The sequence below is a fragment of the Streptomyces caeruleatus genome, from assembly GCF_001514235.1.
Lineage (GTDB): Bacteria > Actinomycetota > Actinomycetes > Streptomycetales > Streptomycetaceae > Streptomyces > Streptomyces caeruleatus.
Genome location: NZ_KQ948932.1, coordinates 166,769 through 193,244, shown reverse-complemented (window position 1 = coordinate 193,244; position 26,476 = coordinate 166,769). Strand labels below are relative to the sequence as shown.

21 protein-coding genes and 1 riboswitch are annotated in these 26,476 nt (G+C 70.6%); of the genes, 11 read left to right on the top strand and 10 right to left on the bottom strand.

All coding sequences use genetic code 11. The features are described 5' to 3' along the window. The first annotated feature begins 444 nt into the window (after positions 1-444). Both AQJ67_RS26680 and AQJ67_RS26675 read left to right on the top strand, forming a co-directional pair. Entirely contained in the window at positions 445-1,305 is an 861-nt protein-coding gene (locus AQJ67_RS26680; protein WP_062721830.1) for a lipase family alpha/beta hydrolase, read from the top strand. Positions 1,306-1,459: 154 nt separating this feature from the next. Beyond that, on the top strand, positions 1,460-3,088 hold the full coding sequence (locus AQJ67_RS26675) for a M23 family metallopeptidase (RefSeq protein ID WP_079056185.1): 1,629 nt from the start codon (positions 1,460-1,462) through the stop codon (positions 3,086-3,088). Between the two features lie 106 nt (positions 3,089-3,194). Here the strand turns inward: AQJ67_RS26675 and pcrA are convergent, their stop codons facing one another. After that, positions 3,195-5,678 (bottom strand): DNA helicase PcrA, encoded by a 2,484-nt coding sequence (pcrA, locus tag AQJ67_RS26670; protein WP_062721828.1) that lies wholly within the window; start codon positions 5,676-5,678, stop codon positions 3,195-3,197. A 304-nt stretch (positions 5,679-5,982) separates the two neighbouring features. Then, positions 5,983-6,141, top strand: a riboswitch (cyclic di-AMP (ydaO/yuaA leader). Between the two features lie 8 nt (positions 6,142-6,149). Here pcrA and AQJ67_RS26665 point away from each other — a divergent pair. Both AQJ67_RS26665 and AQJ67_RS26660 read left to right on the top strand, forming a co-directional pair. Further along, a complete protein-coding gene (locus AQJ67_RS26665) occupies positions 6,150-7,313 on the top strand; it encodes a C40 family peptidase (protein WP_062721827.1) in 1,164 nt (387 codons plus the stop codon). 340 nt (positions 7,314-7,653) lie between these two features. After that, the gene (locus AQJ67_RS26660) at positions 7,654-8,682 is read left to right on the top strand and encodes a tellurite resistance/C4-dicarboxylate transporter family protein (protein ID WP_062721826.1); all 1,029 of its coding nucleotides are present in this window, start codon (positions 7,654-7,656) and stop codon (positions 8,680-8,682) included. Here the strand turns inward: AQJ67_RS26660 and AQJ67_RS26655 are convergent. Beyond that, entirely contained in the window at positions 8,660-9,013 is a 354-nt protein-coding gene (locus AQJ67_RS26655) for a hypothetical protein (RefSeq protein ID WP_062721825.1), read from the bottom strand. The two genes, AQJ67_RS26660 and AQJ67_RS26655, sit on opposite strands and share 23 nt — an antisense overlap. A gap of 543 nt (positions 9,014-9,556) precedes the next feature. Between AQJ67_RS26655 and AQJ67_RS26650 the strand changes: the two genes are divergently transcribed. After that, positions 9,557-10,621, top strand: coding sequence for a C40 family peptidase (locus AQJ67_RS26650; protein WP_062722060.1), 1,065 nt, complete (start codon positions 9,557-9,559; stop codon positions 10,619-10,621). Between the two features lie 48 nt (positions 10,622-10,669). Here AQJ67_RS26650 and AQJ67_RS26645 read toward each other — a convergent pair whose 3' ends face one another. Then, entirely contained in the window at positions 10,670-11,389 is a 720-nt protein-coding gene (locus tag AQJ67_RS26645) for a LuxR C-terminal-related transcriptional regulator (protein WP_062721824.1), read from the bottom strand. Next, complete coding sequence (locus AQJ67_RS26640) at positions 11,386-12,675, bottom strand: ATP-binding protein (RefSeq protein ID WP_062722059.1); 1,290 nt, start codon at positions 12,673-12,675, stop codon at positions 11,386-11,388. Before AQJ67_RS26640 ends, AQJ67_RS26645 begins: the two co-directional genes overlap by 4 nt. 179 nt (positions 12,676-12,854) lie before the next feature. Here AQJ67_RS26640 and AQJ67_RS26635 point away from each other — a divergent pair, with 179 nt between their 5' ends. Next, positions 12,855-14,246, top strand: coding sequence for a PspC domain-containing protein (locus tag AQJ67_RS26635; protein ID WP_062721823.1), 1,392 nt, complete (start codon positions 12,855-12,857; stop codon positions 14,244-14,246). After that, positions 14,233-14,460: a hypothetical protein gene (locus AQJ67_RS26630; protein ID WP_062721822.1), complete on the top strand. Its 228-nt coding sequence runs from the start codon at positions 14,233-14,235 to the stop codon at positions 14,458-14,460. Before AQJ67_RS26635 ends, AQJ67_RS26630 begins: the two co-directional genes overlap by 14 nt. Here AQJ67_RS26630 and AQJ67_RS26625 read toward each other — a convergent pair. Both AQJ67_RS26625 and AQJ67_RS26620 read right to left on the bottom strand, forming a co-directional pair. Beyond that, entirely contained in the window at positions 14,451-14,981 is a 531-nt protein-coding gene (locus tag AQJ67_RS26625; RefSeq protein WP_062721821.1) for a DoxX family protein, read from the bottom strand. The two genes, AQJ67_RS26630 and AQJ67_RS26625, sit on opposite strands and share 10 nt — an antisense overlap. A 291-nt stretch (positions 14,982-15,272) precedes the next feature. After that, positions 15,273-16,553: a hypothetical protein gene (locus tag AQJ67_RS26620; protein WP_062721820.1), complete on the bottom strand. Its 1,281-nt coding sequence runs from the start codon at positions 16,551-16,553 to the stop codon at positions 15,273-15,275. 279 nt (positions 16,554-16,832) lie between these two features. Here AQJ67_RS26620 and AQJ67_RS26615 point away from each other — a divergent pair, with 279 nt between their 5' ends. Continuing rightward, positions 16,833-17,723, top strand: coding sequence for a DUF4429 domain-containing protein (locus tag AQJ67_RS26615; protein ID WP_062721819.1), 891 nt, complete (start codon positions 16,833-16,835; stop codon positions 17,721-17,723). A 74-nt stretch (positions 17,724-17,797) separates the two neighbouring features. Here the strand turns inward: AQJ67_RS26615 and AQJ67_RS26610 are convergent, their stop codons facing one another. Beyond that, positions 17,798-18,604, bottom strand: coding sequence for a class II aldolase/adducin family protein (locus tag AQJ67_RS26610; protein WP_062721818.1), 807 nt, complete (start codon positions 18,602-18,604; stop codon positions 17,798-17,800). 163 nt (positions 18,605-18,767) lie between these two features. Here AQJ67_RS26610 and AQJ67_RS26605 point away from each other — a divergent pair, with 163 nt between their 5' ends. Further along, positions 18,768-19,241, top strand: coding sequence for a pyridoxamine 5'-phosphate oxidase family protein (locus AQJ67_RS26605; RefSeq protein WP_062721817.1), 474 nt, complete (start codon positions 18,768-18,770; stop codon positions 19,239-19,241). Between the two features lie 3 nt (positions 19,242-19,244). Here AQJ67_RS26605 and guaA read toward each other — a convergent pair whose 3' ends face one another. Further along, a complete protein-coding gene (guaA, locus tag AQJ67_RS26600; RefSeq protein ID WP_062721816.1) occupies positions 19,245-20,822 on the bottom strand; it encodes a glutamine-hydrolyzing GMP synthase in 1,578 nt (525 codons plus the stop codon). A 349-nt stretch (positions 20,823-21,171) separates the two neighbouring features. Between guaA and AQJ67_RS26595 the strand changes: the two genes are divergently transcribed. After that, positions 21,172-21,480 (top strand): chorismate mutase, encoded by a 309-nt coding sequence (locus tag AQJ67_RS26595; protein WP_062721815.1) that lies wholly within the window; start codon positions 21,172-21,174, stop codon positions 21,478-21,480. Positions 21,481-22,064: 584 nt separating this feature from the next. Here AQJ67_RS26595 and AQJ67_RS26590 read toward each other — a convergent pair. Next, on the bottom strand, positions 22,065-23,240 hold the full coding sequence (locus AQJ67_RS26590; protein ID WP_062721814.1) for a hypothetical protein: 1,176 nt from the start codon (positions 23,238-23,240) through the stop codon (positions 22,065-22,067). 250 nt (positions 23,241-23,490) lie between these two features. On the opposite strand from AQJ67_RS26590, the gene AQJ67_RS26585 reads away from it, so the two are divergent. Further along, positions 23,491-24,540, top strand: a complete 1,050-nt coding sequence (locus AQJ67_RS26585) for an LPXTG cell wall anchor domain-containing protein (protein WP_062721813.1) — start codon at positions 23,491-23,493, stop codon at positions 24,538-24,540. Positions 24,541-24,635: 95 nt separating this feature from the next. On the opposite strand, the gene AQJ67_RS26580 is transcribed toward AQJ67_RS26585, so the two are convergent. After that, positions 24,636-26,453, bottom strand: coding sequence for a GMC family oxidoreductase N-terminal domain-containing protein (locus AQJ67_RS26580; protein ID WP_062721812.1), 1,818 nt, complete (start codon positions 26,451-26,453; stop codon positions 24,636-24,638). Positions 26,454-26,476: the final 23 nt, after the last annotated feature.

Sequence of the window (26,476 nt, the reverse complement as noted above, 5' to 3'; positions counted from 1 at the left end):
GGTGCGGACAGAGGGGGAAATCACACGGTGGGACACGTTCGCCGCGCACCGTTCCACATCTCTGCGGCACACGGGCCGCAGAGTCTGCGGTGCACGCGTCGCAGCGGGACCACGCGCAAAGGGAGCCGCAACGAGGTCGTCGCACCACCGCGCCGCCGACCGCGCGCCGTGGCGATGCGGCATCGACGGTGGCACGAAGGGCACGTAGGGCACGTAGGGCACGTAGGGCAGGTAAGGCACGACAAGCGGGGAGCTTCGTCGCCACACCGGCAGGGAGCCCCGTCAGGTCGTCGGCGCGCCATGGCCGACCCGACCGAAGCACAGCACGCGCCTCGCTCACCCCACGCGCCTTCCTCATGCTCCGCCGGCCGATCTCCGCCGCGACTTCCACGAGGGCACACGGGGGCCGGAGCCGTCCTCCTGCGTGCCACAAGGAGGTCGGCCATGAAGGTCACCGGGGCAGCACTCCCCTTTCTTCCGCTCTGCCGACGCCTGCTCCCGAGCAGACTCGCCGGCCTCTCCCTCGCCCTGCTGAAGGCGACCGCCCTGGAGATCGCGATCCTCGCCGGTCACGCCCTCCTGTACCCCTCCGGCATCACCCAGGAGCGCCGTACGACCCCCATGCTTCCCGCTCGGGACACCGCCCCGCTGCCGACCCGGACCCGGCCGCCCGTCGTCCTGCTGCACGGCTTCATCGACAACCGCTCGGTCTTCGTCCTGCTGCGCCGCAGCCTCGCCCAGCACGGCAGGCACCAGGTCGAGTCGCTCAACTACTCCCCGCTGACCTGCGACATCCGTGCCGCCGCCGAGCTGCTCGGCCGGCACATAGAGGGGATCTGCGAGCGCACCGGAAGCAGCCAGGTGGATGTCGTCGGACACAGCCTCGGCGGGCTGATAGCGCGCTACTACGTGCAGTGCCTCGGCGGGGACCTCAGGGTCCGCACCCTGGTCACGCTCGGCACACCGCACTCGGGCACCCGCGTCGCCCCGCTGGCGAACGCGCACCCGATCGTGCGTCAGATGCGCCCCGGCTCACCGGTCCTCGAGGAGCTGTCCCGGCCCGCACCCGGCTGCCGTACGCACTTCGTGAGCTTCTGGAGCGACCTCGACCATCTGATGGACCCGCTGGAGACGGCCTGCATCGACCACCCGGACCTGCTGGCGCAGAACGTCCGCGTGAGCGGCATCGGCCACCTCGCCCTCCCGGTGCACCCCGCCGTGGCGACCGGGATACGGCAGGCACTGGACACCGCATCGCCAGGAACCGAAGCCACTCCGCGGGCCGACGGCCTGACCGTGGCGTAACGACCTCCGACGACGCACCCCGACCGACCCCTCGACTCACCCGACTCACCCTCGGCCCACACCCGACACACAGCCCCGGAACAGCCGACCGACATCGAACAAGCTTCGAACACAAGGCCAAACTCGCGCCCGCAGTCCGCCAAAACACGGCCGAATGCCCGTTTCCTTCGCGCGCGAAACCTGCCGAAGATTGTCGTGCCCGCATACCGCCGGGTACAGTCGCCGCACTGCTCTGGCAGCCCCTGTTGTCGAGGCGAGAGAGAAGTTGGTGAACGATCGTCACCCGTCGGGGACCATGAACTCCCCGGCCACGGCTTCCGACGCCGCCTCGGCGCACTACGCGTCCTATGGCGCCCAGGAAGCCCAGTACGGTGACTCCACCACGTACGGCACCTACGACGCCACCGGATTCGACGCCGCCGGTCACGCCACCACCACCTTCGACGCCGACCCCCTGTTCGGCTGCCTCCCCGGCGACACCACGGGCGCGTACGACGCCACGCAGTGGTCCACGGGCAGCCACCACACCGTGAACTACGACGCCTACGCGGCCCAGCACCACGCCGCCTACGACACCGGCGCGTACGACACCACCGCGTGGACGGCCGAGCACGAGCGACTGGCCTTCGTCCCTCAGCAGGCCAACGGCCACGACACGTCCGGCCATTGGGACGCGACCGCCTGGGCCCAGCCCGACCAGTCCGGCGTCCCGGCCGACCAGACCCAGCAGTGGGAATGGGGCACGCAGTCCTTCGACACCGGCGCGTACGACGCCACGCAGTGGAACTCCGACGGCGCAATCGACGGCACCACGGCACAGGCGACGGGCGAGTACCAGCAGCCAGCAGAATCCTTCGATCAGCAGTCGACCGCGCACTTCGACCAGATCGACCCCGCAGGACACGCCGACCCGACGGCGCACGACGGTCCCGCCCAGCCCGACGCCGAGTCGGCCGCCACCGGCGAACTCCCCGCCGCGGCGCCGCTCCTTGACGACCAGGAGGAGACCGCTCCGGCCCCCTCCCCGCGCGCGGCGTCCCGCAGCGGCTCGCGCTCCCGCCGCCGTACGCCCCCCAAGCGCTCCGCGCTGCTGACGGTCGCCGTGCCTTCCGCCTGTGTGATGGGCGTCGCCGGCATCGCCGCCGCCTCCGTCGGCACCCTGACCGACGACAAGGACGCCTCCACGCTCGCCTCGGACAGCGAGGCCGTGAAACCGTCCGCCGCGAACAACAAGCTGGACACCCAGCTCGAGAGCCTCTCCGCCGGCGCCGACGACTTCGCCGACCGGGCCAGCCGTACGCAGGAGCGCATCGACCTCAAGGCCCAGCAGGCGGCAGAGAAGCGCAAGGCCGCCGAGGAGGCCGCCCGCAAGGAGCGGCTGCGCCCGAAGTTCGCGATCCCGGTCGCGAACCACGGCCTCAGCGCCTATTTCGGTCAGTCCGGCATCAACTGGATGTCCGTGCACACCGGCATCGACTTCCCCGTCTCGTACGGCACGACGGTGATGGCCGCGACCGACGGCACCGTGCGGACGCAGTGGAACAGCGCCTACGGCAACATGATGATCGTGACCGCGAAGGACGGCACGGAGACGTGGTACTGCCACCTCTCCAGCTACCGCGTCGCCTCCGGTACGACGGTCAAGGCCGGCGACCCGATCGCGTACTCCGGCAACTCCGGCAACTCGACCGGCCCGCACCTGCACTTCGAGGTCCGCCCGGGCGGGGGCTCGGCCATAGACCCGCTGCCGTGGCTGCGCAGTCACGGTCTGGACCCGACGTAACCGACCGGCCGTCAGCAGACGACGCCGACCACCGGACCGACCGCAAACCGCCTTCCCCGCATGCCGCACGCCCCCGCCCGTCAGCGGGGGCGCACGCTTGCCCGTCCTACAACTTCTCCACCGGCGCGTACCGCAGCAGCAACCGCTTCGGCTTGGTCTCCCCGAAGTCGATCGTCGCCTCGGCGTTCGCGCCGGTTCCCTTCACGGCCATCACGGTGCCGAGCCCGAACTGGTCGTGCGTGACCCGGTCCCCGACAGCCAGTTGGACGACGGGCTTCTCCGACGTACGGCGGGTGGCGAAACCGGACGCGCCCGAGGCCGAGGAGCGCGAGCGGGACGAGGACAGCGAGGCGGCCACCGCGGACGCGGGACCGGAGGACACCGGCGAGGTCGCCCCCGTCCGCTTCCAGTCCACGTGCTGGGCGGGGATCTCCTCCAGGAACCGGGACGGCGGGTTGTACGACGGCTGTCCCCAGGCGCTGCGCATCGCCGACCGCGTGAGATAGAGCCGCTCACGCGCACGCGTGATGCCGACATACGCGAGCCGCCGCTCCTCCTCCAGCTCCTTGGCCTGGCCGAGGGCGCGCATGTGCGGGAAGACGCCGTCCTCCATGCCGGTGAGGAAGACGACCGGGAACTCCAGGCCCTTGGCGGTGTGGAGGGTCATCAGGGTGATGACGCCGGAGCCGTCCTCGTCCTCGTCGGGGATCTGGTCGGAGTCGGCGACGAGGGCGACCCGCTCCAGGAACTCCGCGAGACCGCCGGAGGTCTCGCCCTCGCCCGACTCCTGCTCGAACTCCAGGGCGACGGCCGCGAGTTCCTGAAGGTTCTCGATCCGGGTCTCGTCCTGAGGATCCGTGGAAGCCTGCAGCTCGGCGAGGTAGCCGGTCCGCTCCAGGACCGCCTCCAGGATGGTGGCGGGACCAGCCCCGGACTCGACGACCGTACGGAGCTCCTCCATCAGCGTGTTGAACCGCTTGACGGCGTTGGTCGACCGCGCGGCCATGCCGTACGCCTCGTCCACGCGCCGCAGCGCCTGCGGAAAACTGATCTTCTCCCTCTGTGAAAGGGCGTCGATCATGGCCTCGGCACGGTCACCGATGCCCCGCTTGGGCACGTTCAGAATCCGCCGCAGCGGCACGGAGTCCTCGGGGTTGGCCAGCACCCGCAGGTAGGCCAGCACATCGCGGACCTCCTTGCGCTCGTAGAACCGGACCCCGCCGACGACCTTGTAGGGCAGCCCGACGCGGATGAAGACTTCCTCGAAGACACGGGACTGCGCGTTCGTCCGGTAGAAGACGGCGACGTCGCCGGCCTTCGCGTCCCCCGCGTCCGTCAGTCGGTCTATCTCGTCGGCGACGAACTGCGCCTCGTCGTGCTCGGTGTCCGCGACATACCCGGTGATACGCGCGCCCGCGCCCGCGTTGGTCCACAGGTTCTTGGGCCTGCGGGACTCGTTGCGCTCGATGACGGCGTTGGCGGCGCTCAGGATCGTCTGGCTGGAGCGGTAGTTCTGCTCCAGCAGGATGGTCGTCGCGTCCGGGTAGTCCTCCTCGAACTGGAGGATGTTGCGGATCGTCGCACCCCGGAAGGCGTAGATCGACTGGTCGGCGTCACCCACGACACACAGCTCGGCGGGCGGGACGTCGTACTCGCTGGGCGGCACGTCGACGGGGTGCTCACTGGTCCCGACGAGCTCGCGCACCAGCGCGTACTGGGCGTGGTTGGTGTCCTGGTACTCGTCCACCAGCACATGGCGGAAACGTCGGCGGTAGTGCTCGGCGACGTCCGGGAAGGCCCGCAGCAGATTGACCGTCGTCATGATCAGGTCGTCGAAGTCGAGGGCGTTGGCCTCCCGCAGCCGCGACTGGTACAGGGCGTACGCCTGCGCGAGCGTCTTCTCGAAGCCGTCCGTGGCCTGCGCGGCGAAGTCCTCCTCGTCGATCAGCTCGTTCTTCAGATTGCTGATCTTGGCGCTGAAGGACTTGGGCGGAAACCTCTTCGGATCAAGATCCAGGTCCCGGCACACGAGCGCCATCAGCCGCTTGCTGTCGGCAGCGTCATAGATCGAGAACGACGAGGTGAACCCGAGCCTCTTGCTCTCCCGCCGCAGGATGCGCACGCACGAGCTGTGGAAGGTCATCACCCACATCGCGTTCGCCCGCGGCCCGACGAGCTGCTCGACGCGCTCCTTCATCTCGCCCGCGGCCTTGTTGGTGAAGGTGATCGCGAGGATCTGCCCCGGATGCACGCTCCGCTCGGCCAGCAGATGGGCGATGCGATGGGTGAGCACACGTGTCTTGCCGGACCCGGCGCCGGCCACGATGAGCAGCGGGCTGCCGGAGTGGACGACGGCCGCACGCTGGTTCTCGTTCAGCCCCTCCAGCAGCGCGGCGGCGTCGAGGGCCGGGCGCGGGGCGCCGTCACGGTAGTAGGCGTCCCGGTCCGGCGGCACGTCGAACTTCCCACCGAACAGATCGTCCGGAACCGGTTCCGGAGCGTGATCGTCCTCGGGCGGTGGCGGGTGCTCCTCGTGGGCCCGTGGGGCCTGGAGGTCCGCCAGGAAGCTGTCGTCAAAGAGGCTGCTCATCGCTCTCCGAGTCTAGGGCGCCCCACTGACAGCCCGCCGCCACCCCGAGAACCTCGCCCGAACCAATCCCCGACACCGCCCCACCCCTCACCCTCCAGCACCCGGCAATCACCCTCAGCGACCAACTCGCCAAGCACCCCACACTCCACCAATCACCCCCAAACCGACCTCCGCCCGCGATACACCTCCCCCAGGTCACGAAAATGTATCGGGCATATCGAACATCAACCTTCACAGGGGCCACACGAGTTGGCTACCGTGCCGGGCAGGCCGTACGACCCCCACCGGCGAACGTCGCCGGGCCGCGCGGCCTCCGCCGAGTCCGGTACGCCCCGTGGGGCCCGGAGCCGGGGACCCACCGAACTTGGGGTGAATCGGCCGGATTTCCGAGCCGTAGGGCAACCCTTCCGAACCACCCGCCCGAACCCGACAGCTAACTCGGTAGGCGGAGCACGGAAGGAGTCGCCTCCCTTGGCGTCGCACCGCAAGTCGCGTCCCGCAGGTACGCGCGTAGCAGGCATACGGACCCCCGCCCTCGCCACGGCGGCCCTCACGTCCGTGGCCCTGCTGTCCCAGACGGCCAACGCGAACCCGTCCACGGACGACAAGCCGAGCCTCGAAGAGGTCGAGAAGAAGGTCGACGACCTCTACCGCCAGGCGGAGTCGGCGACCGAGAAGTACAACGCGGCCAAGGAGAAGACCGCGAAGCAGCGCAAGCGCGTCGACACCCTCCTCGACGACGTCGCCGAGCGCACCCAGACCCTCAACGACGCCCGCGAGGAACTCGGCCGCAACGCAGCCGCCCAGTACCGAACGGGAGCGGCCGCCCCCGACACGGCCACCTTCCTCCTCGCGGACACCCCGCAGGACTACTTCGACCAGTCCCAGCTGATGGACCGCATGACGGGCCGTCAAAAGGAGGCGGTCGACGAATACTTCACCCAGCAGTCCGCGACGATGAAGAAGCGCCAGGAGGCCGCCAAAAGCCTCGAAACGCTCACCGAGTCGCAGAACGACCTTCGGTCCGCCAAGGCCACCGTCCAGACGAAGCTCGCCGACGCCCGCCAACTCCTCTCGAAGCTGACGGCCGAGGAAAAGGCCCGCCTCGCCGCGATCGAGAAGCGCAAGCAGGAAGAGGCCGCCCGCAAGGCAGAGGAACTGGCCCGCCAGCAGGCAGAGGCCGAGCGCCAACGCCAGGAAGCGGCACAACAGCAGGAGAGCACCGAGCCCCCGGCCGACTCGTCCTCCTCGGACTCCTCCTCGGACTCCTCGTACGCCACCAAGGCCGAAAAGGCCCTGGCCTTCGCCCGCTCCCAGATAGGCAAGCCATACGTCTGGGGCGCCACCGGCCCCGACTCCTACGACTGCTCCGGCCTCACCCAGGCCGCCTGGAAGGCCGCCGGCGTCGACATCCCCCGCGTCACTTACGACCAGGTCAACGCCGGCACCACGGTCCCGCTCTCCAGCGCCCAGCCCGGTGACCTGGTCTTCTTCTACGACGACGTCACCCACGTAGGCATCTACATCGGCAACGGCATGATGATCCACGCCCCCAAGCCCGGCGCGTACGTCCGCGAGGAGTCGATCTACTACGACGGCGAGTCATCGATCCACAGCGTCGTACGCCCGGCGTAGGACGCCACACACCGAAGGCCATCCGGAACCCCCGGCGGCGCCGCAGCCGCGTGCGGCGACAGGGGGCCGCGTCGGGGGTGTCCGCCGGCAGCGGCGGGCGTCAACAAACAGCACCTCTGGAGCCACGGCAACCGCCCGACCGAGGACGGACACCCCCCGACGCGGCCCCGCCCCCCGCAACGCACCGCAAGGCGCTACGCGCACCTCCACCCACCGCGACAGGCCGCCGCAGGCACCCCCGCCATACCGCCGGGGGCACCCGCAGGCATACCGGCCAAACCGCCGGAGGCAACCGGCGTGCCCCACCCCCCGACCCCCACCCCCCTCCTAGCATCGACGCATGCCCGCCACCACCACCCCCACATCCCCCCTCCACACCTGGTGGTCGCGACGTCCCCCCACAGCCGGCGCCGCGGTCATGGCCACCGGCATCCTGTCGGTCACCCTGCACCAGACCGGCTACGAAACCCTCTCCCGCCTCGCCCTCGCCCTGGCCTCCGTAACCTGGCTCGCCCTCGCCGCCGACTTCACCGCACGCCTCCTGTGGGACCGCGCGAGGTGGGTGAAGGAGGCAGCCACCCCGGCCGCCCTGACCGCCATCGCCGCGACGACCGTCCTGGGCACCCGCTTCAGCGTCCTCGGCTGGCAGACCCTCGCCAAGGCCCTCCTGGCCCTCGCCGCCGTCCTGTGGCCGGGCCTCCTCGTCGCCGTCGTACGCCACTGGCACCGCGGCATGCCGGGCGCCGTGTTCCTGGGCTGCGTGGCCACAGAGGGCCTCGCCGTCCTGGGCGCGACGCTCGCCGTGACCGAGGCCTCGGCGTGGCTCGCCCACGCGGCCCTCGTACTGTTCTGGCTCGGCCTGGTGCTCTACGTCGTCGCCCTGACCCGCTTCGACCTACGGCAGGTGGCCCACGGCGCCGGCGACCACTGGGTGGCGGGCGGTGCCCTCGCCATCTCCGCGCTCGCCGGCTCGAAGCTCTTCGCCGCCGACAGCGCCCGCCTGTACCTCTGGAACGACGACGACACCAGCACCCTGCACACGGTGACCGTCGCCCTGCTGGTGCTGGACCTGGCCTGGTACGCCGCCCTGCTGCTGGCCGAGATCGCCTGGCCACGGCCGCGCTACGACATACGGCGTTGGGCGACCGTGTTCCCCCTCGGCATGACGGCCGCGGCGACCCTCTCCGTCGCCACCGCCCTGGACGTCCCCTGGCTCGACGGCCCCGGCGAGGCACTGATGTGGATCGCGGTGGCGGCCTGGCTGGTGGTCACGGCAGGCGCGGTCTGGGCCTACGCCCACCCGGGCTCCACCACCGGAGCCGGAGCCAGGACCTCCGGGACGGACGTCACGTCCACAACACGGCGATGAAGATGTTCGCCACGGTCAGCAGCCCCACCACCCCGAACAGCCGCTTGTCCACCGTCTCCTCGTCCCGCTTGACGTACACGAGCCCGAGGATCACGACCAGCAGCGCCAGTTTCACGCCGATCTTGACGTTGTCGACGGGCTGGTCGTCCGCCTGATTGAGGCCGACGAGGATCACCCCGGTGACCAGCATGGTCAGCGCGCCGTGCAGCATCGCGGGGACGAACCGGGCGGTGCCCTGGCCCATCGCCTTCATCTGGGTGAGGAAGCCACCGAGCAGGGCGGCGATACCGATGATGTGCAGGCCGACGAAAAGGTGGATGAGTACGTCCATAACGCCGGAGCCTAACCAGCCCCACCGACACCCCCACCACCGCACCCCAACTACCCCACTCGCCCCACCCACCCCTCTCGATCATGCATATATGCGCCCCATAGCACCCGATCGCCTCGCCCCACCCCCCATTTCGCCACATCGGTCAGCACACAGCGTGAACACGACGCCCCCAACCGGGGATCACGCTCACTTACGGTCATCCCCCGGTCTGCTCCCGGCACTTCCGCACAACGCGTTACCGGCCCGACACACAGAGGTTTAGCGTCCTCCACCAGGTGACCGGCTCCCCACCGCCGCCCGGGCCAGGGGCGGCAGTCGGACACCACCGCCGAGAAAGTCCGGCGGCGGCCCGCTCCCCCTGTGCAGGCCGCCGCCGGACGCGTGACCCGCCCCCGGGCGGCCGTACGTCCGCACCCCCAGGCGCTCGTACGCCCGCCGCTCCCCCAAGGGCGGCCCGCTTCCTCCGGGGACGGCCGTACGGCCACCGCCCTGGCGGACGTACGGGACGAGGCGGTCGTACGAAAGGACGTGCAAGTCCACGTGGCAGCGCACCGAAAACCCCGTCAGCGCTCGGCCGGCGGCAGTACGGCCCGCACGGCATGGACGATCGCCCTGGCGGGCGCGGCGACGGCGACGGGCTTCGACGGGACCGGACATGCCGAGCCGCAGCTGACTCCGGCGCAGGTGAAGGCGAAGGTGGACAAGCTGTACCAGGAGGCGGAGGTCGCGACCGAGAAGTACAACGGCGCGAAGGAGCAGGCGAACGCGGCCGAGCGGCGGATCAGGACGCTGCAGGACGAGGCAGCCCGCAAGACGGAGAAGCTCAACTCGGCCCGGGAGAAGCTCGGTTCGATGGCCGCGGCGCAGTACCGCGACGGCGGCCTCGACCCGGCCCTCCGGCTCGCTCTTTCCGCCGACCCCGACCGCTACCTCGACGGAGCGGAGTTCGCCGAACGCACCGGCAACCGTCAGGCGGCGTCCGTCGCGAGCGTCCGCAGCCAACTGCGCGAGATCGAGCAGCTGCGTGGGGCGGCCCACATCGAACTGACCTCCCTGAAGTCCCGCCAGGCGGAACTGCGACGCCACAGCAGGACGGTCAACGGCAAACTGGACACCGCCCGCACTCTGCTCGCCCAGCTGACCACCGAGGAGCGCGCCCGGCTGCAGGCGAACGGCACGGACCGCGCCGCCCGATCCTCGACCGGCAGCCGCGACGCCCTTACGGCCCCCGGATCGGCCACGGCCCAGGCACCCAACTCCCGTGCGGCGGCGGCCGTTTCGTACGCCTACTCAAAGCTCGGCAGCCCTTACGTCTGGGGCGCGACCGGCCCCGACGCCTTCGACTGCTCCGGCCTCACCCAGGCCGCCTACCGCTCGGCCGGTCTCTCCCTCCCCCGCACGACCTACGCCCAGATCGACGCCGGCCGCCGCGTCTCCCGCTCCGAACTGCTCCCCGGCGACCTGGTGTTCTTCTACTCCGGCATCAGTCACGTGGGTCTCTACATCGGCAACGGCCAGATGATCCACGCCCCGAACCCCTCGGCCCCGGTCCGCGTGGCCCCGCTCGACGAGATGCCGTTCGCCGGAGCCACACGGGTCGCGTGACCTCGGAGGCCCCGGCACCCCGACACCCCGGCGCACCGGGGCCCGGTCTCACACCAGACGCCGCGCCGTCGCCCACCGGGTCAGCTCATGCCGGTTGGACAGCTGGAGCTTCCGCAGCACCGCCGACACATGCGACTCGACCGTCTTGACGGAGATGAACAGCTGCTTGGCGATCTCCTTGTACGCGTACCCCCGCGCGATGAGCCGCAGCACCTCCCGCTCGCGCTGGGTGAGCCGGTCGAGGTCCTCGTCGACCGGCGGTGCGTCCGTCGAGGCGAAGGCGTCCAGGACAAACCCGGCGAGGCGCGGCGAGAACACCGCGTCGCCGTCCTGGACCCGGAAGATGGAGTCGACCAGGTCGGTGCCGGTGATCGTCTTCGTCACGTACCCGCGCGCACCGCCCCGGATCACCCCGATCACATCCTCCGCCGCGTCCGAGACGGACAGGGCGAGGAAGCGGACGGGCTGCTCGGGGTCCGCCATCAACGGGGCGCAGCGGCGCAGGACTTCGACCCCGCCGCCACCCGGGAGGTGCACGTCCAGGAGGACGACCTCGGGCCGTGTGGCGGTGATGACGGTGACCGCCTGGTCGACGTCGTCGGCCTCCCCGACGACCTCGACGCCGGTCTGCTCGGTCCGGCCGATCTCGGCCTGGACTCCGGTGCGGAACATCCGGTGGTCGTCGACGAGGACCACGCGCACATGCCGCTCGACCGCGCTCCCGCCGGTCGACTCCACAGGCTCGTTCGCCTCGGTCGGGTCGCTCATGACGTCTTCTCCGCCCTCTCCATCTCCAGCTCGACCTCCGTGCCGCCGTCGGGTACCGCCCGAAGCCGGGCCGTACCGCCGTTGCGCTCCATACGGCCGATGATCGATTCTCTGACGCCCATGCGGTCGGCGGGTATCGAGTCGAGGTCGAAGCCCGGACCGCGGTCCCGGACGGACACGAAGACGGTCCTTCCTTCCACCTCGGCGTAGACCTGCACGGCGCCGCCCTCGCCACCGTACTTCGCGGCGTTCACCATCGCCTCGCGCGCGGCCTGCATCTGTGCGGCGATTCTCTCGTCGAGCGGGCAGTCGCCGACGACCACGACCTCTATGGGGACGCCGTGCTTGTCCTCGATCTCGGCGGCGTTGCGCCGCACCGCGTCGGCGAGGTTGGCGGGTTCGTCGGCCTCGTCCTTGCCGGTGCCCTCGGGTTTGTAGAGCCAGGTGCGCAGGTCACGCTCCTGGGCGCGGGCGAGGCGGCGGACCTCGTTCGCGTTCTCCGCGTTGCGCTGGATCAGGGTCAGGGTGTGCAGCACCGAGTCGTGGACGTGCGCGGCGACCTCGGCGCGCTCCTGGGCGCGGATGCGCATCAGGCGTTCCTCGGACAGGTCCTGCGTCATCCGGACCAGATACGGGCCCGCGAGGAGCGTTATCCCCACGAGGACCGCCAGGGCCGCCTGAAGAACGGAGCCGAGATGGGCGGCGGAGCCCTGGAGGACGAAGATGCCGGAGACACCGGCCGTGACCAGCACGACGCCGCCCGCGGCACGCAGCAGAGTGAGGGTGCGCCGGCGCCGGCCGACCTCCATCCAGCGGGCCCGCCGGGAGTTGTCCGCCTGGCGCCAGACCAGGGCGACGCCCGCGCCGACGAGCACGGCGGGCAGCAGGTAGGCCTTGGCGCCGCTGCCCAGGTCCACGCTGCCGACGAAGACCATCGCCACCACGACCATGAGGAGCAGCGCGACGATCTGCCCCTTGTCCGGCTTGCGGGCGACGAGTCTGCGCCGGCCGTCGGGTGCGGTCTCGGTGGCGAAGGGGGACGGCCGCTGCGCGCCGACGCCGCCGACGCCGAGCGGCACGAAGAACCAGAACGCGGCATACAGCAGCGCCCCCAGGCCGTCCGCCATGAACAGGCCGACGAAGACGACCCGCACCCAGATCACGGGCAGGCCGAGATGCCCGGCGAGCCCCCGCGCCACGCCCCCGAGCCAGCGTCCGTCGCTGCTGCGGTAGAGCTTGCGCGGCGGCCGCGGTTCGACGAGGGGCGCTGCTGCGGCTTCCGGCATGCCATCGATGTTCACACGGTCGGAGCACCAGGGCATCAGGGTCGACCCCGGATACTCCCCTGATCTTCGACACCCGCCGCGTCGAACACTTCCCCCGCCGCCTCCTCAGGGCCGATATCAGGGTCCGACCAGGGTCATTCCGACTCCCGCAGAACCGACCCGCCCGTCACCATGGACACATGACAGATCACCAGCCCGCCGCGGACTCCGTGCCCGAGCCGGACGCCGTGCCCACCGCGGGCACCGCGTCCGGCCCGGCAGCCGCGTCCGAGCAAGCGGGCGTGGAAGCGGAGGCACTCGACCCGCCGCACAAGTTCCGGCGCGACCGTCGGCACAAGATGCTGGCCGGCGTGTGCGCCGGGCTCGGGCGGCAGTGCGACATGGACCCGGTGATCTTCCGGATCACCCTCGCCGTGCTCTCCGCGACCGGTGGCATAGGCCTCCTCTTCTACGGCTTCGCCTGGCTCTTCGTCCCGTACGACGACGAGGACGAGAACGAGGTGCGCAAGCTGCTGACCGGCCGCGTCGACGGCCAGGCGCTGACGGCCGTGCTGTTCGCGCTGGTCGGCTGCGGCGTGTTCCTGACGCTGCTGAGGAACGGCGGCGTGCTGACCTTCGCCGTCGTCCTCTCCGTCCTGGTAGCAGGCGCCGGCTACTGGTCCCGGCACCGCGGCACCCCCGATCCCGACCCCCTCGCCGCCCAGGCCGTCGCCGACGCCCCACCGGAGGCCCAGGCCCCACCGGTCCCCGCCGCCTACCCCTCCTGGTGGCGCGACCCCATCGTCAAGGACGGCACCCACGAGGGCGGCACCGGCTATCTCTGGGGCCCCCGCGACTCCCGCGACCGCGATGTCGCGGCGGCCGTCAACATCGGCCTCGGCACCTGGAGCAGCCGCCGTGACACACACGCCCGACGTCCCCCGCAGCCGAAGCCGCGCGGCCCCCGCTGGATCGGCGGCTGGGTGTTCCTGCTGGCCCTCCTGGCGGGCGCCCTCGGCACCGGCGCCACCTGGGACGACCACGCCCTCGGCACCACCCTCCAGACCGGCCTGGCCTGCGCGCTGCTGGTCCTCGGCCTGGGCATAGCCGTCAGCTCGTTCCTGGGCCGTACCGGAGCGGGCTCCATATTCCTGGCGATCGTCACCGCGGGCCTGCTGGCCGCCTCGGCGGCACTCCCCAAGGACATCAGCACCCACTGGGTCGAGCGGGACTGGCGACCGGCGGCCGTGGCGGACGTACAGCAGCAGTACGACCTCGGCACTGGCGTCGGCACCCTCGATCTGACCCGCCTGACCATCGCCGAGGACAAGACCTTGACCACCAGAGCCGACGTGGGCGTGGGCCGCCTGAAGGTGATCGTCCCCAAGGACGTGACCGTGCAGCTGAGCATCGACGTAGGAGTGGGAGACATCCAGCTGCCGGGCGACGACCGGCAGGACGTGGACGTGGCACCGGGCAAGCACAAGGAGCTGACGCTGACACCGCCCGCGGGCACCAAGGAGGCGGGCACGATGGACCTCGATCTGAGCGTAGGCGTGGGACAGGCGGAGGTGAGCCGTGCTACGTCATGAGTTCCAGCCCGGCAGGCTGGTCGCCGGCACCTTCCTGACCGTCACGGGCGTCATCTACGCCGGAGACGCGGGCGGCGCCTGGGAGACACCCTGGTTCGTGGTGATCCCTCTGGTCATAGGCGGCCTCTGTCTGGCAGGCGCGGTGGGAGTCCTGACCCGAGGGATACGCAAGCGCGGCGCCGCGGACCCCCAACCCCCCACCGACTACCGGTAACCGCCCGCCCGCTGCCGTCGCCGCCCACGAAGCGCGGCGTCCACGGACAACATGGGAGCGCCCGCCAGCACGAGAGGCAGCCAGGCCATCAGATAAGCCAGGTCATTGCCGTAGTAGTAGGGATCGGAGGCCCAGCTCACCGTCAACCACAAGCTCAGTGAAATGAGGGCCCCACCGAGCGCCGCCAGTCGGGCGAACAGCCCGATCAACGTTCCGATACCGACGGCCAGCTCACCGAAGGCAATCGCGTAGCCAAACGCGACGGGACTCTCCAGGGCCATGTCCACCATGGCCGGAATGGCCGAGGAGTCACGAACGGCACGCATCATGTCGCCGACCGATCCCGCACCGGAGACCTTCATGAAGGCACTGTCAGTCAGCTTGTCCAGCCCGGCGTAAATAAAGGTGACGCCCAGAAAGACGCGCAGCGGAAGCAACGCATACCGGGAAGCCGTGTCCCGCCAGTTCCGGTCGCCGTCGAGATAAGGGGAGTGCGTGTCCGAATGCATACCGTGAGTCATCGCCCGTAGCCGCCTCTCGCCCGCCGTGCCGTGACCCCTCAACAGACGATACGTACGCAGCGCCCGCGCCGCTCACCTGTCACAGCCCCGTATTCTCCGACCACCCCCGCCCGAGCGAAACCCCACGGCGCCAACAGCCGCCCGGCGAGAAGCCCCACCCACCCCACCCACCCGCAGTCGCCCACGGCGGCACGGCCCCGACCACAACGCCCGCTCAGGCGCTACGCGAACCCCCGCCGAACACCAGCGGGCCGCCGCAGGCATCGCCCGCCCAACCACCGGAGGCACCCGTCACTCGGTCACATCAATCACGTACCGGTTGGTCTCCACCCCCACCGCACTGACCACCTGCACCTCCACCCGCCCCGGCTCCACATCCGCCGGCACCGGCACCATGAGCACCGCGTCCGTCGGATTGCTGAACCCCCCGTTCACCGGCACCAGCGGCACCCGCACATGCACGGTCCCGATCCGCACCACCATCCGCGACAACCGGTCCGCCCCCTGCGCCCCGGGCGGGACGAACCCGGCCCCCCGGATCTCGATGTCGTCACCCGTACGGATGGGCGCGTCCAGGTCACCGGCCTCCCTCGCCCGTACCACCGAAAGGATCACCGGCCGACCTCCCTCGGCGTACTTCCCGGCCAGATACGTCGCCGCGGAGACCAGCACCACCACCGCCAGTCCCCACGGCAGATCGGGCAGCTGATCCGGCCGCCGAGCCAACCGCACCGCCGCGAACAGCAGTGCCACCCCGCTGATCACGACGTACTGGATGTCGGCGAAGGTGCCCCGTCCCGCGTCGTCCGTCAGCAGGTCCGCCGCCCGAGGCCGATGGGCCCGTACCTTCTGGAGGCGTTGCCCTAGCACCCGCACCCCGACGACCCGCCGCACCAGCACCGCGATGGCACAGACCACGGCGAGCACGGTCACCACACCGGCACCCCGCCCGAGTTCAAGACCGGCGATCAACGCGTCGCGCTCACGGTGCCCGGACGCCGCCGCGAGCTGACCGACCAGCACCAGCACGGCGTAGGCGACGAACAGCACCCAGGCCGCGGCCACCGCACGCGACGTGGACAGCCGGTTGTCCTCACCGATGATCGGAGCCAGCGCCCCGCCGCGCGCCCGGTGGAACCACGAGGCGGCCGTGAGGGCCCCGGCCGTCACCAGCGCCGCCAGCAGCCCGGCCGTACGCGCCGACGTCCACCCCGTGCCGATGGCCGTGAATGCCTGCACCAGCAGCAGCGCGACGACGAGACCCCAGACGGCCCCCGTCGTGCGTGACCACAGCCGCGCCAGCCACGCCTCCCCCTCGGCGCGCCCCCGCTCGGCGACGAGTTCCGCCGACTGGGTCAGTTCCTCGGAGACCCACTGCCGGGAGGCCGAGGCCGAGTGGGCCACCGCGGCGGGGAGTCCTTGACCGGCCGCGAATTCGTCCCGTTTCAGCAGGAATTCGGCGACCGCGCGCCGATGCCCCGCCCGCGCCCCGTGCGGACAGTCCCCACAGGCGCAGCCACCTCCGTGCGCGCCCACCGCCGCGCTGCCCCGTCCAGCCTCCTGCACCGCCACGCCCGACGCCCGCCTTCCCGAAAAACCCTCATGCCCCAGTGCCCCATGGCCTACGACCTCATGGCCTTATAGCCCCACAGCCCCACGATCGGCAGCCCGATCTCAGATACCGGCCACCGCCGATTCCGGCCCCGGCCGCACCACCGACCACCATCGCCGCCAACTCACGTGCGGCGACAGCGAATTGTGCCGTAGTCCAGGCACGACCCGCCCCGCAGGCCGGTTCGGCGCGGGTGATGGGCGGGCCCCCGATGTTGACCCGGCTGCGAGAATTTCCCCATGGCCGAGATCATCCAGCGCGACGGGACCTGGGCCTTCGACGGCACAACGGTCCGGATCACGCCGGGACTCCACCGCTCCGTGCCGCTGTTCCGGCAGACCTACGGAGAGATCGCCGTACCCCTGGAAGCGGTCGCGAGCATCGTCTTCGAGCCCGAACGCAAACGGGGACGGCTGCGGATGCGGCTGCGTGAGGGCGCCGACCCGCTGCTCCAGGCGACCGGCGGCCGGCTGCCCGACACGGCGGATCCGTACCGGCTGACGGTGGACGCCGACCGGGCCGGGGTCGCCGAGTACGTCGCCGAGGAGATCCGCCACGCGCTGCTCCTGGACCAGATCCCCAAGGAGCCGACCAAGACGTATCTCCTCCCCGGCCCACCGGTCCCGGTCTCCGTCCGTTCCTCCGACGGCACGGTCTCCTTCGACGGCAGCCAGGTGCGGATCGACTGGTCCGACACCTCCGAGCGGGTCAAACGGGCGACGGGCCCGCGCATCATCGGCATGGGCGATCTCGTCCAGGTCGAGTGGCTGCCGAACTCCGGTCACGAGGACGGCTTCCTGCGGTTCGTGACCCGGGAGACGGTGTTCTCCAAACTGCCGCCGGAGAAGGACCCGTACGCCCTGGACCTGTGGGGAAGCGTCCGCCGCGACCTGCTCACCGCCCTGGTGGCCACCGCGGTCATCGCCCGCCTGCCGCACCCGTCCACCCGCCCCGTCATCGACTCCCCCGACCGCGCCCCGCTGACGGCGTCCGTCCCGCCACCCCCGGCCGCCGACCACCACGACGTACTCCTGCGCAGACTGAGGGAGTTGGGGGAGCTGCACCGGGACGGCGTGCTCACGGACGAGGAGTTCGCGAAGACGAAGGCGGTGGTCCTGCGGGGCTTCTGACCTCGGCCGGGCTACCCGCCCTCGGCCGGGCTTACGGACCTCGGCCGGGGCTACGGACCCCGGCCCTCCCGCCGTCAGCTCAACAGATCCGGCTCGCTCCGGCTCACGTCCTGCCACAACGGCTGATAGTTGATCCACGCCACCAGATCCCCGCCCAGCTGCTCCCGCGTGGCCACGGCCTGCCGGTGTTCGATGAGTACGGGACGCCCCGCCGCCCGGGCCGTCAGCTGGACCTGGCTGGAGCGTTCCATCGACAGGAACCACCAGGCCGCCGCGTCCACGGAGTCGCCGACGGTCAGCAGGCCGTGGTTGCGCAGGACAAGGGCCTTGCGGGAGCCGAGCGCGGTGGCGATCCGGCGGCCCTCCAGGGCGTCGACGGCCACGCCCGAGTAGGCGTCGTAGAGGGCGTGGTCCTCGTAGAAGGCGCAGCTCTCCTGGGTGATCGGGTCCAGCAGCTCCCCCAGCGCCGCGAGCGCCCGTCCGTGCACGGAGTGGCAGTGGGCGACGGCGACGACGTCCGGGCGGGCGGCGTGGACCTGGGAGTGGACCGTGAAGGCCGCCTGGTTGACGTGGTACCGCCCCTCGATCACCTGGCCCTCGGAGTTGACCAGGACCAGATCGCTGACGGTGACGTGCTTGAACGGCATCCCGAACGGGTTCACCCAGAAGCAGTCGCTGAACTCGGGATCGCGCGCGGTGATGTGCCCGGAGACCCCGTCCTCGAAGCCGCGCCGCCCGAAGATCCGCAGCGCGCCCGCGAGCCGTTCCTTGCGGTGCCGGCGCTCGTCCTCGACCGCCTCGTGCATGGGCGGCATCGCGAACTGCAGCCGTTCGGTCGGCAGCGGCGAGGGCGGAGTGGGCCCGAGGGGCGTCCCGTGCATGTGTCCTCCCGCACTGGGTTGCTTACGGGGCGGAAGTTACCGGCGGTCAGCGCAGGAGAACAGAGATGTTCTGTAAAGATCCCGCCCCCATGGCCCCGGGATCGGCCCTCCCCACCCGGGAATCCAGACAGCGGATGTCGGATATCGACGCGACACTCACCGTATGACAGCGAACTGGGCCACCTTCACCGAGGCCGAACCCGATCTCGCCCGCACCGCCGAGGAACGCTTCGGCGCCTTCACCCACCACGTCCTCGCCACCCTCCGCAAGGACGGCTCACCCCGCACCACCGGCCTGGAGGTGCGCTTTCTGAACGGCGAGCTGTGGCTCGGCATGATGCCGGACTCACTCAAGGCCCTCGACCTGCGCCGCGACCCGCGCTTCGCGCTCCAGGCGAACCCCGGGGACGGGCAGTCCATGGGCGGTGGTGACGTACGGGTCTCCGGGCGGGCGATCGAGGTCGAGGACCCGGCGCAGAAGGCCGCGTACGGCGAAGAGGTGGAACCGCCGGAGCCGTTCCACCTCTTCCGCGCCGAGCTGACGGAGGTCGTGCGGACCTACGTCGAGGACGACAAGTACCTGGTTCTCCAGGTCTGGAAGCCCGGCGAGCCGGTGCGCACGATCAAGCGCAGCTGAGCCCTACTCCCACTCGATGGTGCCCGGCGGCTTCGAGGTCACGTCGAGGACGACCCGGTTGACGTCCCGCACCTCGTTGGTGATCCGCGTCGAGATCTTCGCCAGGACGTCGTACGGCAGCCGCGACCAGTCGGCCGTCATCGCGTCCTCGGACGAGACCGGCCGCAGGACGATCGGGTGGCCGTACGTCCGTCCGTCACCCTGTACGCCCACGCTGCGGACGTCGGCGAGCAGGACCACCGGGCACTGCCAGATGTCGCGGTCGAGGCCGGCCGCGGTCAGCTCCTCGCGGGCGATGGCGTCGGCCTCGCGGAGCAGGTCGAGCCGCTCCTTGGTGACCTCGCCGACGATCCGGATGCCGAGGCCGGGGCCCGGGAAGGGCTGGCGCTGGACGATCTCCTCCGGCAGCCCGAGCTCCTGGCCGACCATCCGGACCTCGTCCTTGAACAGCTTGCGCAGCGGCTCGATCAGCTGGAACTCGAGGTCCTCCGGCAGCCCGCCCACGTTGTGGTGGGACTTGATGTTGGCGGTGCCGGTGCCGCCTCCGGACTCGACCACGTCGGGGTAGAGCGTGCCCTGGACGAGGAACTCCACGGCGGGACCCTCGTCCGCGATGATCTCGGCCTGGGCCTGCTCGAAGACCCGGATGAACTCGCGGCCGATGATCTTCCGCTTCTCCTCGGGGTCGGAGACCCCGGCGAGTGCCTTGAGGAACCGCTCCTCCGCGTCCACGACCTTCAGCTGGACGCCGGTCGCGGCCACGAAGTCCTTCTCGACCTGCTCGGTCTCGCCCTTGCGCATCAGGCCGTGGTCGACGTACACGCAGGTCAGCTGGGAGCCGATGGCCTTCTGGACCAGGGCCGCCGCCACGGCGGAGTCGACGCCGCCGGAAAGGCCGCAGATGGCGCGCTTGTCGCCGACCTGCTCGCGGATGGCCGCGACCTGCTCGTCGATGACGTTTCCGGTGGTCCAGTCCGGCTTGAGGCCCGCGCCGCGGTACAGGAAGTGCTCCAGCACCTGCTGGCCGTGCGTGGAGTGCATGACCTCGGGGTGGTACTGGACGCCGTACAGCTTCTGCTCGTCGTTCTCGAAGGCGGCGACCGGGACGACGTCCGTGGAGGCCGTCACGGAGAAGCCCTCGGGGGCGGCGGAGCAGGCGTCGCCGTGCGACATCCACACATGCTGCTCGGCCGGGGTGCCCTCGAAGAGGGTGGAGGACGACTTCGAGACATGCAGATCGGTGCGGCCGTACTCGCGGGCGCCGGTGTTGTCGACGGTTCCGCCGAGGCTCTGCGCCATCAGCTGGAAGCCGTAGCACATACCGAAGACGGGGACGCCGGCCTCGAAGAGCGCGCGGTCGATACGGGGGGCGCCCTCCTCGTACACGGACGAGGGGCCGCCGGAGAGGATGATCGCCGCCGGGTTCTTGGCGAGCATCTCGGCGACCGGCGTGGTGCTCGGCACGATCTCGCTGTAGACCCGGGCCTCGCGGACGCGACGGGCGATGAGCTGGGCGTACTGCGCACCGAAGTCGACGACCAGGACGGTGTCGGTGGCGGCGGCGGGGTTCGCTGATGACACGGGTTGCCTTCCGGCGGTGAGCGAGGTGTGTGTAGGGCCGAGTCTACCGGGCTCGCCGGAGGCCCTCCCGGGCCGAAGCCCGTCTCACGATGCGAACCCTCTTGGACACCCGTCGACGGCACGGCATACTGACGCCATGCTCACGCACCAGACCTTCCTCTTTACCTATGGCAACCGGCCCACCGGCTGCCATGGTCGTGCTGCTTGAGCAACTGACAAGCGACTTCCCAGGCGCCCCGGGCCGACAAGGTCCGGGGCGCCTGGCGTTTTCCGGATCCTGCCGCTCCGGGGCCCCGCATCCATCCACCCCCATCACCCCCATCAGCCCCATCCAGCGAGGAGCCCCCAGATGACCGCCACCGCAGCAGAGAAGACCGCTTCCGCAGCGGAGAAGACCGGCGCGCACACCCCCGAGGCAGCCGGCGTGATCACCGGTGCCCGGGAACGCATCGACGCACTCGACGACCGGATCATCGGCCTGATCCAGGAACGCGTGGCCGTCTCGGCGGTGATCCAGGAGGCGCGGATCACCTCGGGCGGCCGGCGCGTGAACCTCTCCCGCGAGATGGAGATCCTCAACCACTACAGCGAGGCGCTGGGCAAGCCGGGCACCTCGCTGGCGATGACGCTGCTGGAGCTGTGCCGCGGCCGGATCTGAAACCGCGTTCCGGGGACAGACGTACGCATCCCCTCTCACCCGGACGGAGCGTGACGCCTCCCCGACCCCTTCGTTGGTACCGGTGTCCGTGCCAGCCAGGGGCGGGCCCGAAAGAACCACGCGTGGCTCGCTGGGGCGATGAGGCGTACGGATCGTGTCGTACGCCGTGGGACCTCGCCCCAGGAAGGTGACCGGACGGCAGGGGACAGCAGCCCGGTCACTCAAGAGAAGGTCGGCTCCGGGGACGCCCGGGGCCGACCGGCGGGGAGGGCGACAGGAAGTGCGAGGCCCGGGCCGGAGTACAAGACAGGGTCGAGCGGTTGCGGTGACCCCGTCCGTCCAGCACGATGCGTGAGAAGCGCCTCGGTTCCCTCGACCACCCGGCGCACCCCGACCTGACCAGCGGCGCAACCCCCCGGCGCCGCTCCGCAGGCACCGACGCTGCCCTGACGTCGGTGCTGACGAAAGAAGGGCCCCGCGGCTCCGTCCCGCGGGGCCCTTCTCATGCCGGTCTCCCGACGGTCGCCCGACCGTGGAGCGACGTGTCAGGTGGACGCGTCAGGTGGACGTATCAGGTGGACGCGTCAGGTGCGGGAGACGATGCCGCATCCCTCCGCGCGGTCCGCTTCGATGTCCTTGCTGCGGTCGTACGGGTCCGTCGTCGGTCCGGAGGGGGGTGCGCCGGTGGGTGCCGACGAGTCGAACTGCGGATGCAGATATCCGTCGTACACGTCGCAGGCCGAGTTGCCGATCTCCTGGTCGTAGCGCAGGACGGCGATCTTCCCGGGAGTGACCTGGTACCTGGCCGGGTCGGACAGCTCGATGTCGACGACCCGGCGGACGATGGTGCGGGCCACCTCGGTCGAGCCCTCACGGACGAGGGGGTAGACGAACGTGTAGTCGGCGTGCACGGCGACGGAGGCGTCCTCACCCGCCTTGAACGTCATGCGGCCCCGCGTCTTGACGACGTCACCGGCGAGCCGGACCTCGTCGGGGTCGAAGCGGCTGAACATCCACAGCGGGTCGTGGTCCTTGTCCGGCTTGCGCAGCGCGGTGGTCAGCAGGTTCAGCAGTTCCGTCTGGCGGGGCTCGATGACGCCGAGGGCGGTTTCCGGGCGTTCGCCGCGGAGCGTGGCCGGGTCGAGGTTGGCGTCGACCAGGAGCTTTCTGGTCTGTTGCAGCGCCTGCTCCACCTGGCCCTTGGACAGCGTGCCGACGGGGGTGGCCTTCGGCAGCGATATGCCGGCCTCGCCGTCGGCCCAGCGCTCGGCCGGCGAACCGGCGAACGGCCGGGCCACGGTGGGAACGGCGGAATCGGCGGCTCCGGGCGCGGCCGTCGGGGCGGCGGTCTCGGCCGGGAGCGGCGACGCGGCCACGCCCTGCGGGGACGAGTCCGCGGTGCCGAACGGGTCCCCCGGTATCAGCGAGGGCCGTATCGCCACGACGGCGACGGCCACGGCGAGCGGCACGCCGACGATCGCCCACCGCCGGCGGCGCCGGGCGGCCTGCCCGTTCATCTCCTGCCAGGCGGGTCCGGTACGCCAGCCGGGCGGCAGCTCTCCCCGCGCCTCCTGCTGCCGCAGCCGCTCGGTGACCATGCGGGCGCGGGCGGAGGGTTCCTTCGGGGCGGAGGCGGCTTCGCGCTCGGCGTCCTGAACGAACTTCTGCCACTCGTCGTCGGATATGGACGACGAGGAGGGGCCGGCTCCCTCGCCCTCGTCCGAACCGGGTCTGGGCCCTTCTGACGGTCTGTCGGCCATGCCTGTGCACTCTCTCTCGGTCTGTTGCAGGGCAGCTGAGCGTACGTCAGGCCTCGGACATCGCTCGGTGCCGCCGGGACCGGGCGATGTGATGCAGGCCACATAAGAAACCTGTTAGTGAAGGCACAACCATTCACAGCCGTCACTGATCAAACCCTGCGAATCAAGGGCCACACCCGCGCCCCACACGGGGAGGCCTCCCTGACACGCGTGCCGCGACATCGCGGCACTCCGGACTTTCGAGGTCTTCATGAAGCTTCGCCGTGCCCTGGCCGCCGCGGCCACGACGGCCGTCATAGCGCCGATCGCGCTGCTGTCGGCCCCGGTCGCGTTCGCCACGGACGAGACGCCGACGCCGACTGCGTCGGAGAGCACGCCGGCCGCCGAGGAGTCGACCCCGGCCGCCGAGGAGAGCACTCCCGCCGCCGAGGAGTCCACCCCGGCCGCCGAGGAGAGCACTCCCGCCGCCGAGGAGTCCACCCCCGCGGCCGAGGAGAGCACCCCTGCCGCCGAGGAGTCCACCCCGGCCGCCGAGGAGAGCACGCCGGCTCCCGAGGAGAGCAACCCTGCGGAGGAGCCCCTTCCGTACTGCGAGGAGGTCGACGAGGACTTCGCCGAGGAGGCGCTCGAGACCGAGGTCAGCGCCCTGCCCGGCAAGATCGTGGCGGGCAGCGGTTGGCACTCCTTCTCCCTGAAGGTCACCAACACCTCCGACGTCACGCTCAAGGACGTCGCCTTCTACGCCGAGGTCGAGAGCACCAAGTACTGGGAGACCTGGAAGCCGACCCTCAGCCCGTACGTCGACCTTCAGTTCCGCAACCCCAGCACGAAGGCCTGGGAGGGCATCGAGGGCGAGGACGGCCTGGCCGGTGCCTACTTCTGGGGCACCGACACGATGAAGCCCGGCGACTTCAACAAGATCGACCTGCGGGTGAACATCCACAAGGGTGCCCCGGCCGGTGAGTCCTACCACTTCGGCACCGGTGCGTACGTCGACAACATCAACGGCGAGGACTGCATCGCCGAGGGCTTCGGCGACGGCTGGTTCTTCGACGTCCTGCCCGCCGGCTCGTCGAACGAGAACCCGGGCGAGGCCGAGCCCGGCGCCGAGAAGCCCTCGACCGGGGCGGAGGAGAAGCCGCAGGGCGGCGTCAGCGAGCAGCCCGTCACCGGCAGCCTCGCGGAGACCGGCTCCAGCTCCGACATGCCGGCCATCGCCACCATCGGCGGCATCGCCATTGTCGCCGGTGCCGGCGTCATGTTCGCGATGAAGCGTCGTCGGAGCGGTGCGGAGGCCTAAGCCTCACCAGAGCTCGACGCAAGACAGAGAAGGACCTGCGCTCGGAGGGGGGCGCAGGTCCTTCTGTGTTTCCGTGACTTGCCCAGCGGCGTCGCCTACTGCTTCGGCGGCACCGTCGGCATCCCCAGGAACGGCAGCCGCAGGGCCCCGAAGGCCTCCGTCGGGACCGCCGGGGACAGGGGCTCCACCGGCTTGAGGCGTTCGTAGGCGGAGCCCTGGGCCGGGCGTGGGTCGGCCTCGCCCTGGTTGGGCCAGTAGGACATCGCGCGTTCGGCCTGTGCGGTGATCGTCAGGGACGGGTTGACGCCGAGGTTGGCCGAGACCGCCGCTCCGTCGACGACCGAGATGCCGGGGTGGCCGTACAGCCGGTGGTACGGGTCGATCACGCCGGTCTCGGGTGAGTCGCCGATGGGGCAGCCGCCGAGGAAGTGGGCGGTGAGGGGGGTGCCCATGAGTTCGCCGACGTTGGAGCCGGCGAAGCCGTTGATGTCGGCGGCGATGACCGACGCGGCCTGCGAAGCGGCCTTGATCTGCTTGGGGTTGGGGGCGCCGTGGCCCTGGCGGGCCGTCAGCAGGCCCTTGCCGACGCCGTCCTGCTTCAGGTACGTCGTGAGCGAGTTGTCCAGCGACTGCATCACCAGGCCGATGATGGTCCGCTCCGACCAGCGGCGATTGGAGAGGGAGCGCAGGACCAGCAGGGGGTGGCGGGCGGCGTTCGCCAGCCAGCCGCCTACCCGTGAACGGCCCTCCGCGTACGGGACCTGGAGGATCGACAGGCCGCCCATCGAGTTGGAGCCCCGGCCGTAGCGGACCGGCTCGATGTGGGTGTTCTCGTCCGGGTGGATGGACGACGTGATGGCGACCCCGCGCGTGAAGTCGACCTTCGTCTCGCCCGTCGCCTTGCGATAGCGCCGGTTGTCGGTCTGCGCGCCGACCAGGGCCTCGGAGTTGGTCCGGGTCAGCTCGCCCAGCTTCGGGGAGATGTACGGCAGCTGGCCGCCCGCCTTCATGCGGTGCAGGAGGGTCTGGGTGCCGTACGTCCCGGCCGCGATCACCACTCGGCGGGCCTTGAACAGCCTGCCCTCGCCCTTCTTCCCGCGGTCGGTCGGCAGGGTCGACACCGCGTAGCCGCCCTGCGAGTCGTCCGTGACGGAGACGACCGTCGTCAGGGGGTGGACGACCGCGCCGGCCTTCTCGGCGAGGTAGAGGTAGTTCTCGTTGAGGGTGTTCTTCGCTCCGTGGCGGCAGCCGGTCATGCACTCGCCGCACTCCGTGCACGCCCTGCGCGCCGGGCCCGCCCCGCCGAAGTACGGGTCGGCGACCTCCTGGCCGGGCTTGACCTGTGCCTTGCCCTCGGCGTCCTTGCCGTCGCCGAAGAAGACGCCGACCGGCGCCATGTGGAAGCTGTCGCCGACGCCCATCTTCTCGGCGGCCGCCTTGAGGTGGACGTCGGACGGGGTCATCGTCGGGTTGAGCCGTACGCCGAGCATGCGCTGGGCCTGGTCGTAGTACGGCTTCAGCTCCTCCTGCCAGTCGGTGATGTCCCGCCACTGGGGGTCGTCGAAGAAGGCCTTCGGCGGTACGTAGAGGGTGTTGGCGTAGTTGAGGGAGCCGCCGCCGACGCCGGCTCCCGCCAGCACCATGACGTTGCCGAGCAGGTGGATGCGCTGGATGCCGTACATGCCGAGCTTGGGGGCCCAGAGGTAGTTCTTGAGGTCCCAGGAGTTCTTGGGGAGGCTCTCGCGGGTCCAGCGGCGGCCGGCTTCCAGTACCCCGACCCGGTAGCCCTTCTCGGTCAGGCGGAGCGCCGTCACGGAGCCGCCGAAGCCCGACCCGACGACGATGACGTCGTAGTCGTATCCGTCGTGATCCGAGCCGTCGCCCTGTTTCTGGGCAGAGTTCTCCTGTGACACGTGCTCTCCTCGTTGAAAGCGGT

Coding starts and splice junctions, on each gene's coding strand:
- AQJ67_RS26680 (WP_062721830.1), top strand. CDS start 445: ATGAAGGTCACCGGGGCAGCACTCCCCTTTCTTCCGCTCTGCCGACGC.
- AQJ67_RS26675 (WP_079056185.1), top strand. CDS start 1,460: ATGCCCGTTTCCTTCGCGCGCGAAACCTGCCGAAGATTGTCGTGCCCG.
- pcrA (WP_062721828.1), bottom strand. CDS start 5,678: ATGAGCAGCCTCTTTGACGACAGCTTCCTGGCGGACCTCCAGGCCCCA.
- AQJ67_RS26660 (WP_062721826.1), top strand. CDS start 7,654: ATGCCCGCCACCACCACCCCCACATCCCCCCTCCACACCTGGTGGTCG.
- AQJ67_RS26655 (WP_062721825.1), bottom strand. CDS start 9,013: ATGGACGTACTCATCCACCTTTTCGTCGGCCTGCACATCATCGGTATC.
- AQJ67_RS26645 (WP_062721824.1), bottom strand. CDS start 11,389: ATGAGCGACCCGACCGAGGCGAACGAGCCTGTGGAGTCGACCGGCGGG.
- AQJ67_RS26640 (WP_062722059.1), bottom strand. CDS start 12,675: ATGCCGGAAGCCGCAGCAGCGCCCCTCGTCGAACCGCGGCCGCCGCGC.
- AQJ67_RS26635 (WP_062721823.1), top strand. CDS start 12,855: ATGACAGATCACCAGCCCGCCGCGGACTCCGTGCCCGAGCCGGACGCC.
- AQJ67_RS26625 (WP_062721821.1), bottom strand. CDS start 14,981: ATGACTCACGGTATGCATTCGGACACGCACTCCCCTTATCTCGACGGC.
- AQJ67_RS26615 (WP_062721819.1), top strand. CDS start 16,833: ATGGCCGAGATCATCCAGCGCGACGGGACCTGGGCCTTCGACGGCACA.
- AQJ67_RS26610 (WP_062721818.1), bottom strand. CDS start 18,604: ATGCACGGGACGCCCCTCGGGCCCACTCCGCCCTCGCCGCTGCCGACC.
- AQJ67_RS26605 (WP_062721817.1), top strand. CDS start 18,768: ATGACAGCGAACTGGGCCACCTTCACCGAGGCCGAACCCGATCTCGCC.
- AQJ67_RS26595 (WP_062721815.1), top strand. CDS start 21,172: ATGACCGCCACCGCAGCAGAGAAGACCGCTTCCGCAGCGGAGAAGACC.
- AQJ67_RS26590 (WP_062721814.1), bottom strand. CDS start 23,240: ATGGCCGACAGACCGTCAGAAGGGCCCAGACCCGGTTCGGACGAGGGC.
- AQJ67_RS26585 (WP_062721813.1), top strand. CDS start 23,491: ATGAAGCTTCGCCGTGCCCTGGCCGCCGCGGCCACGACGGCCGTCATA.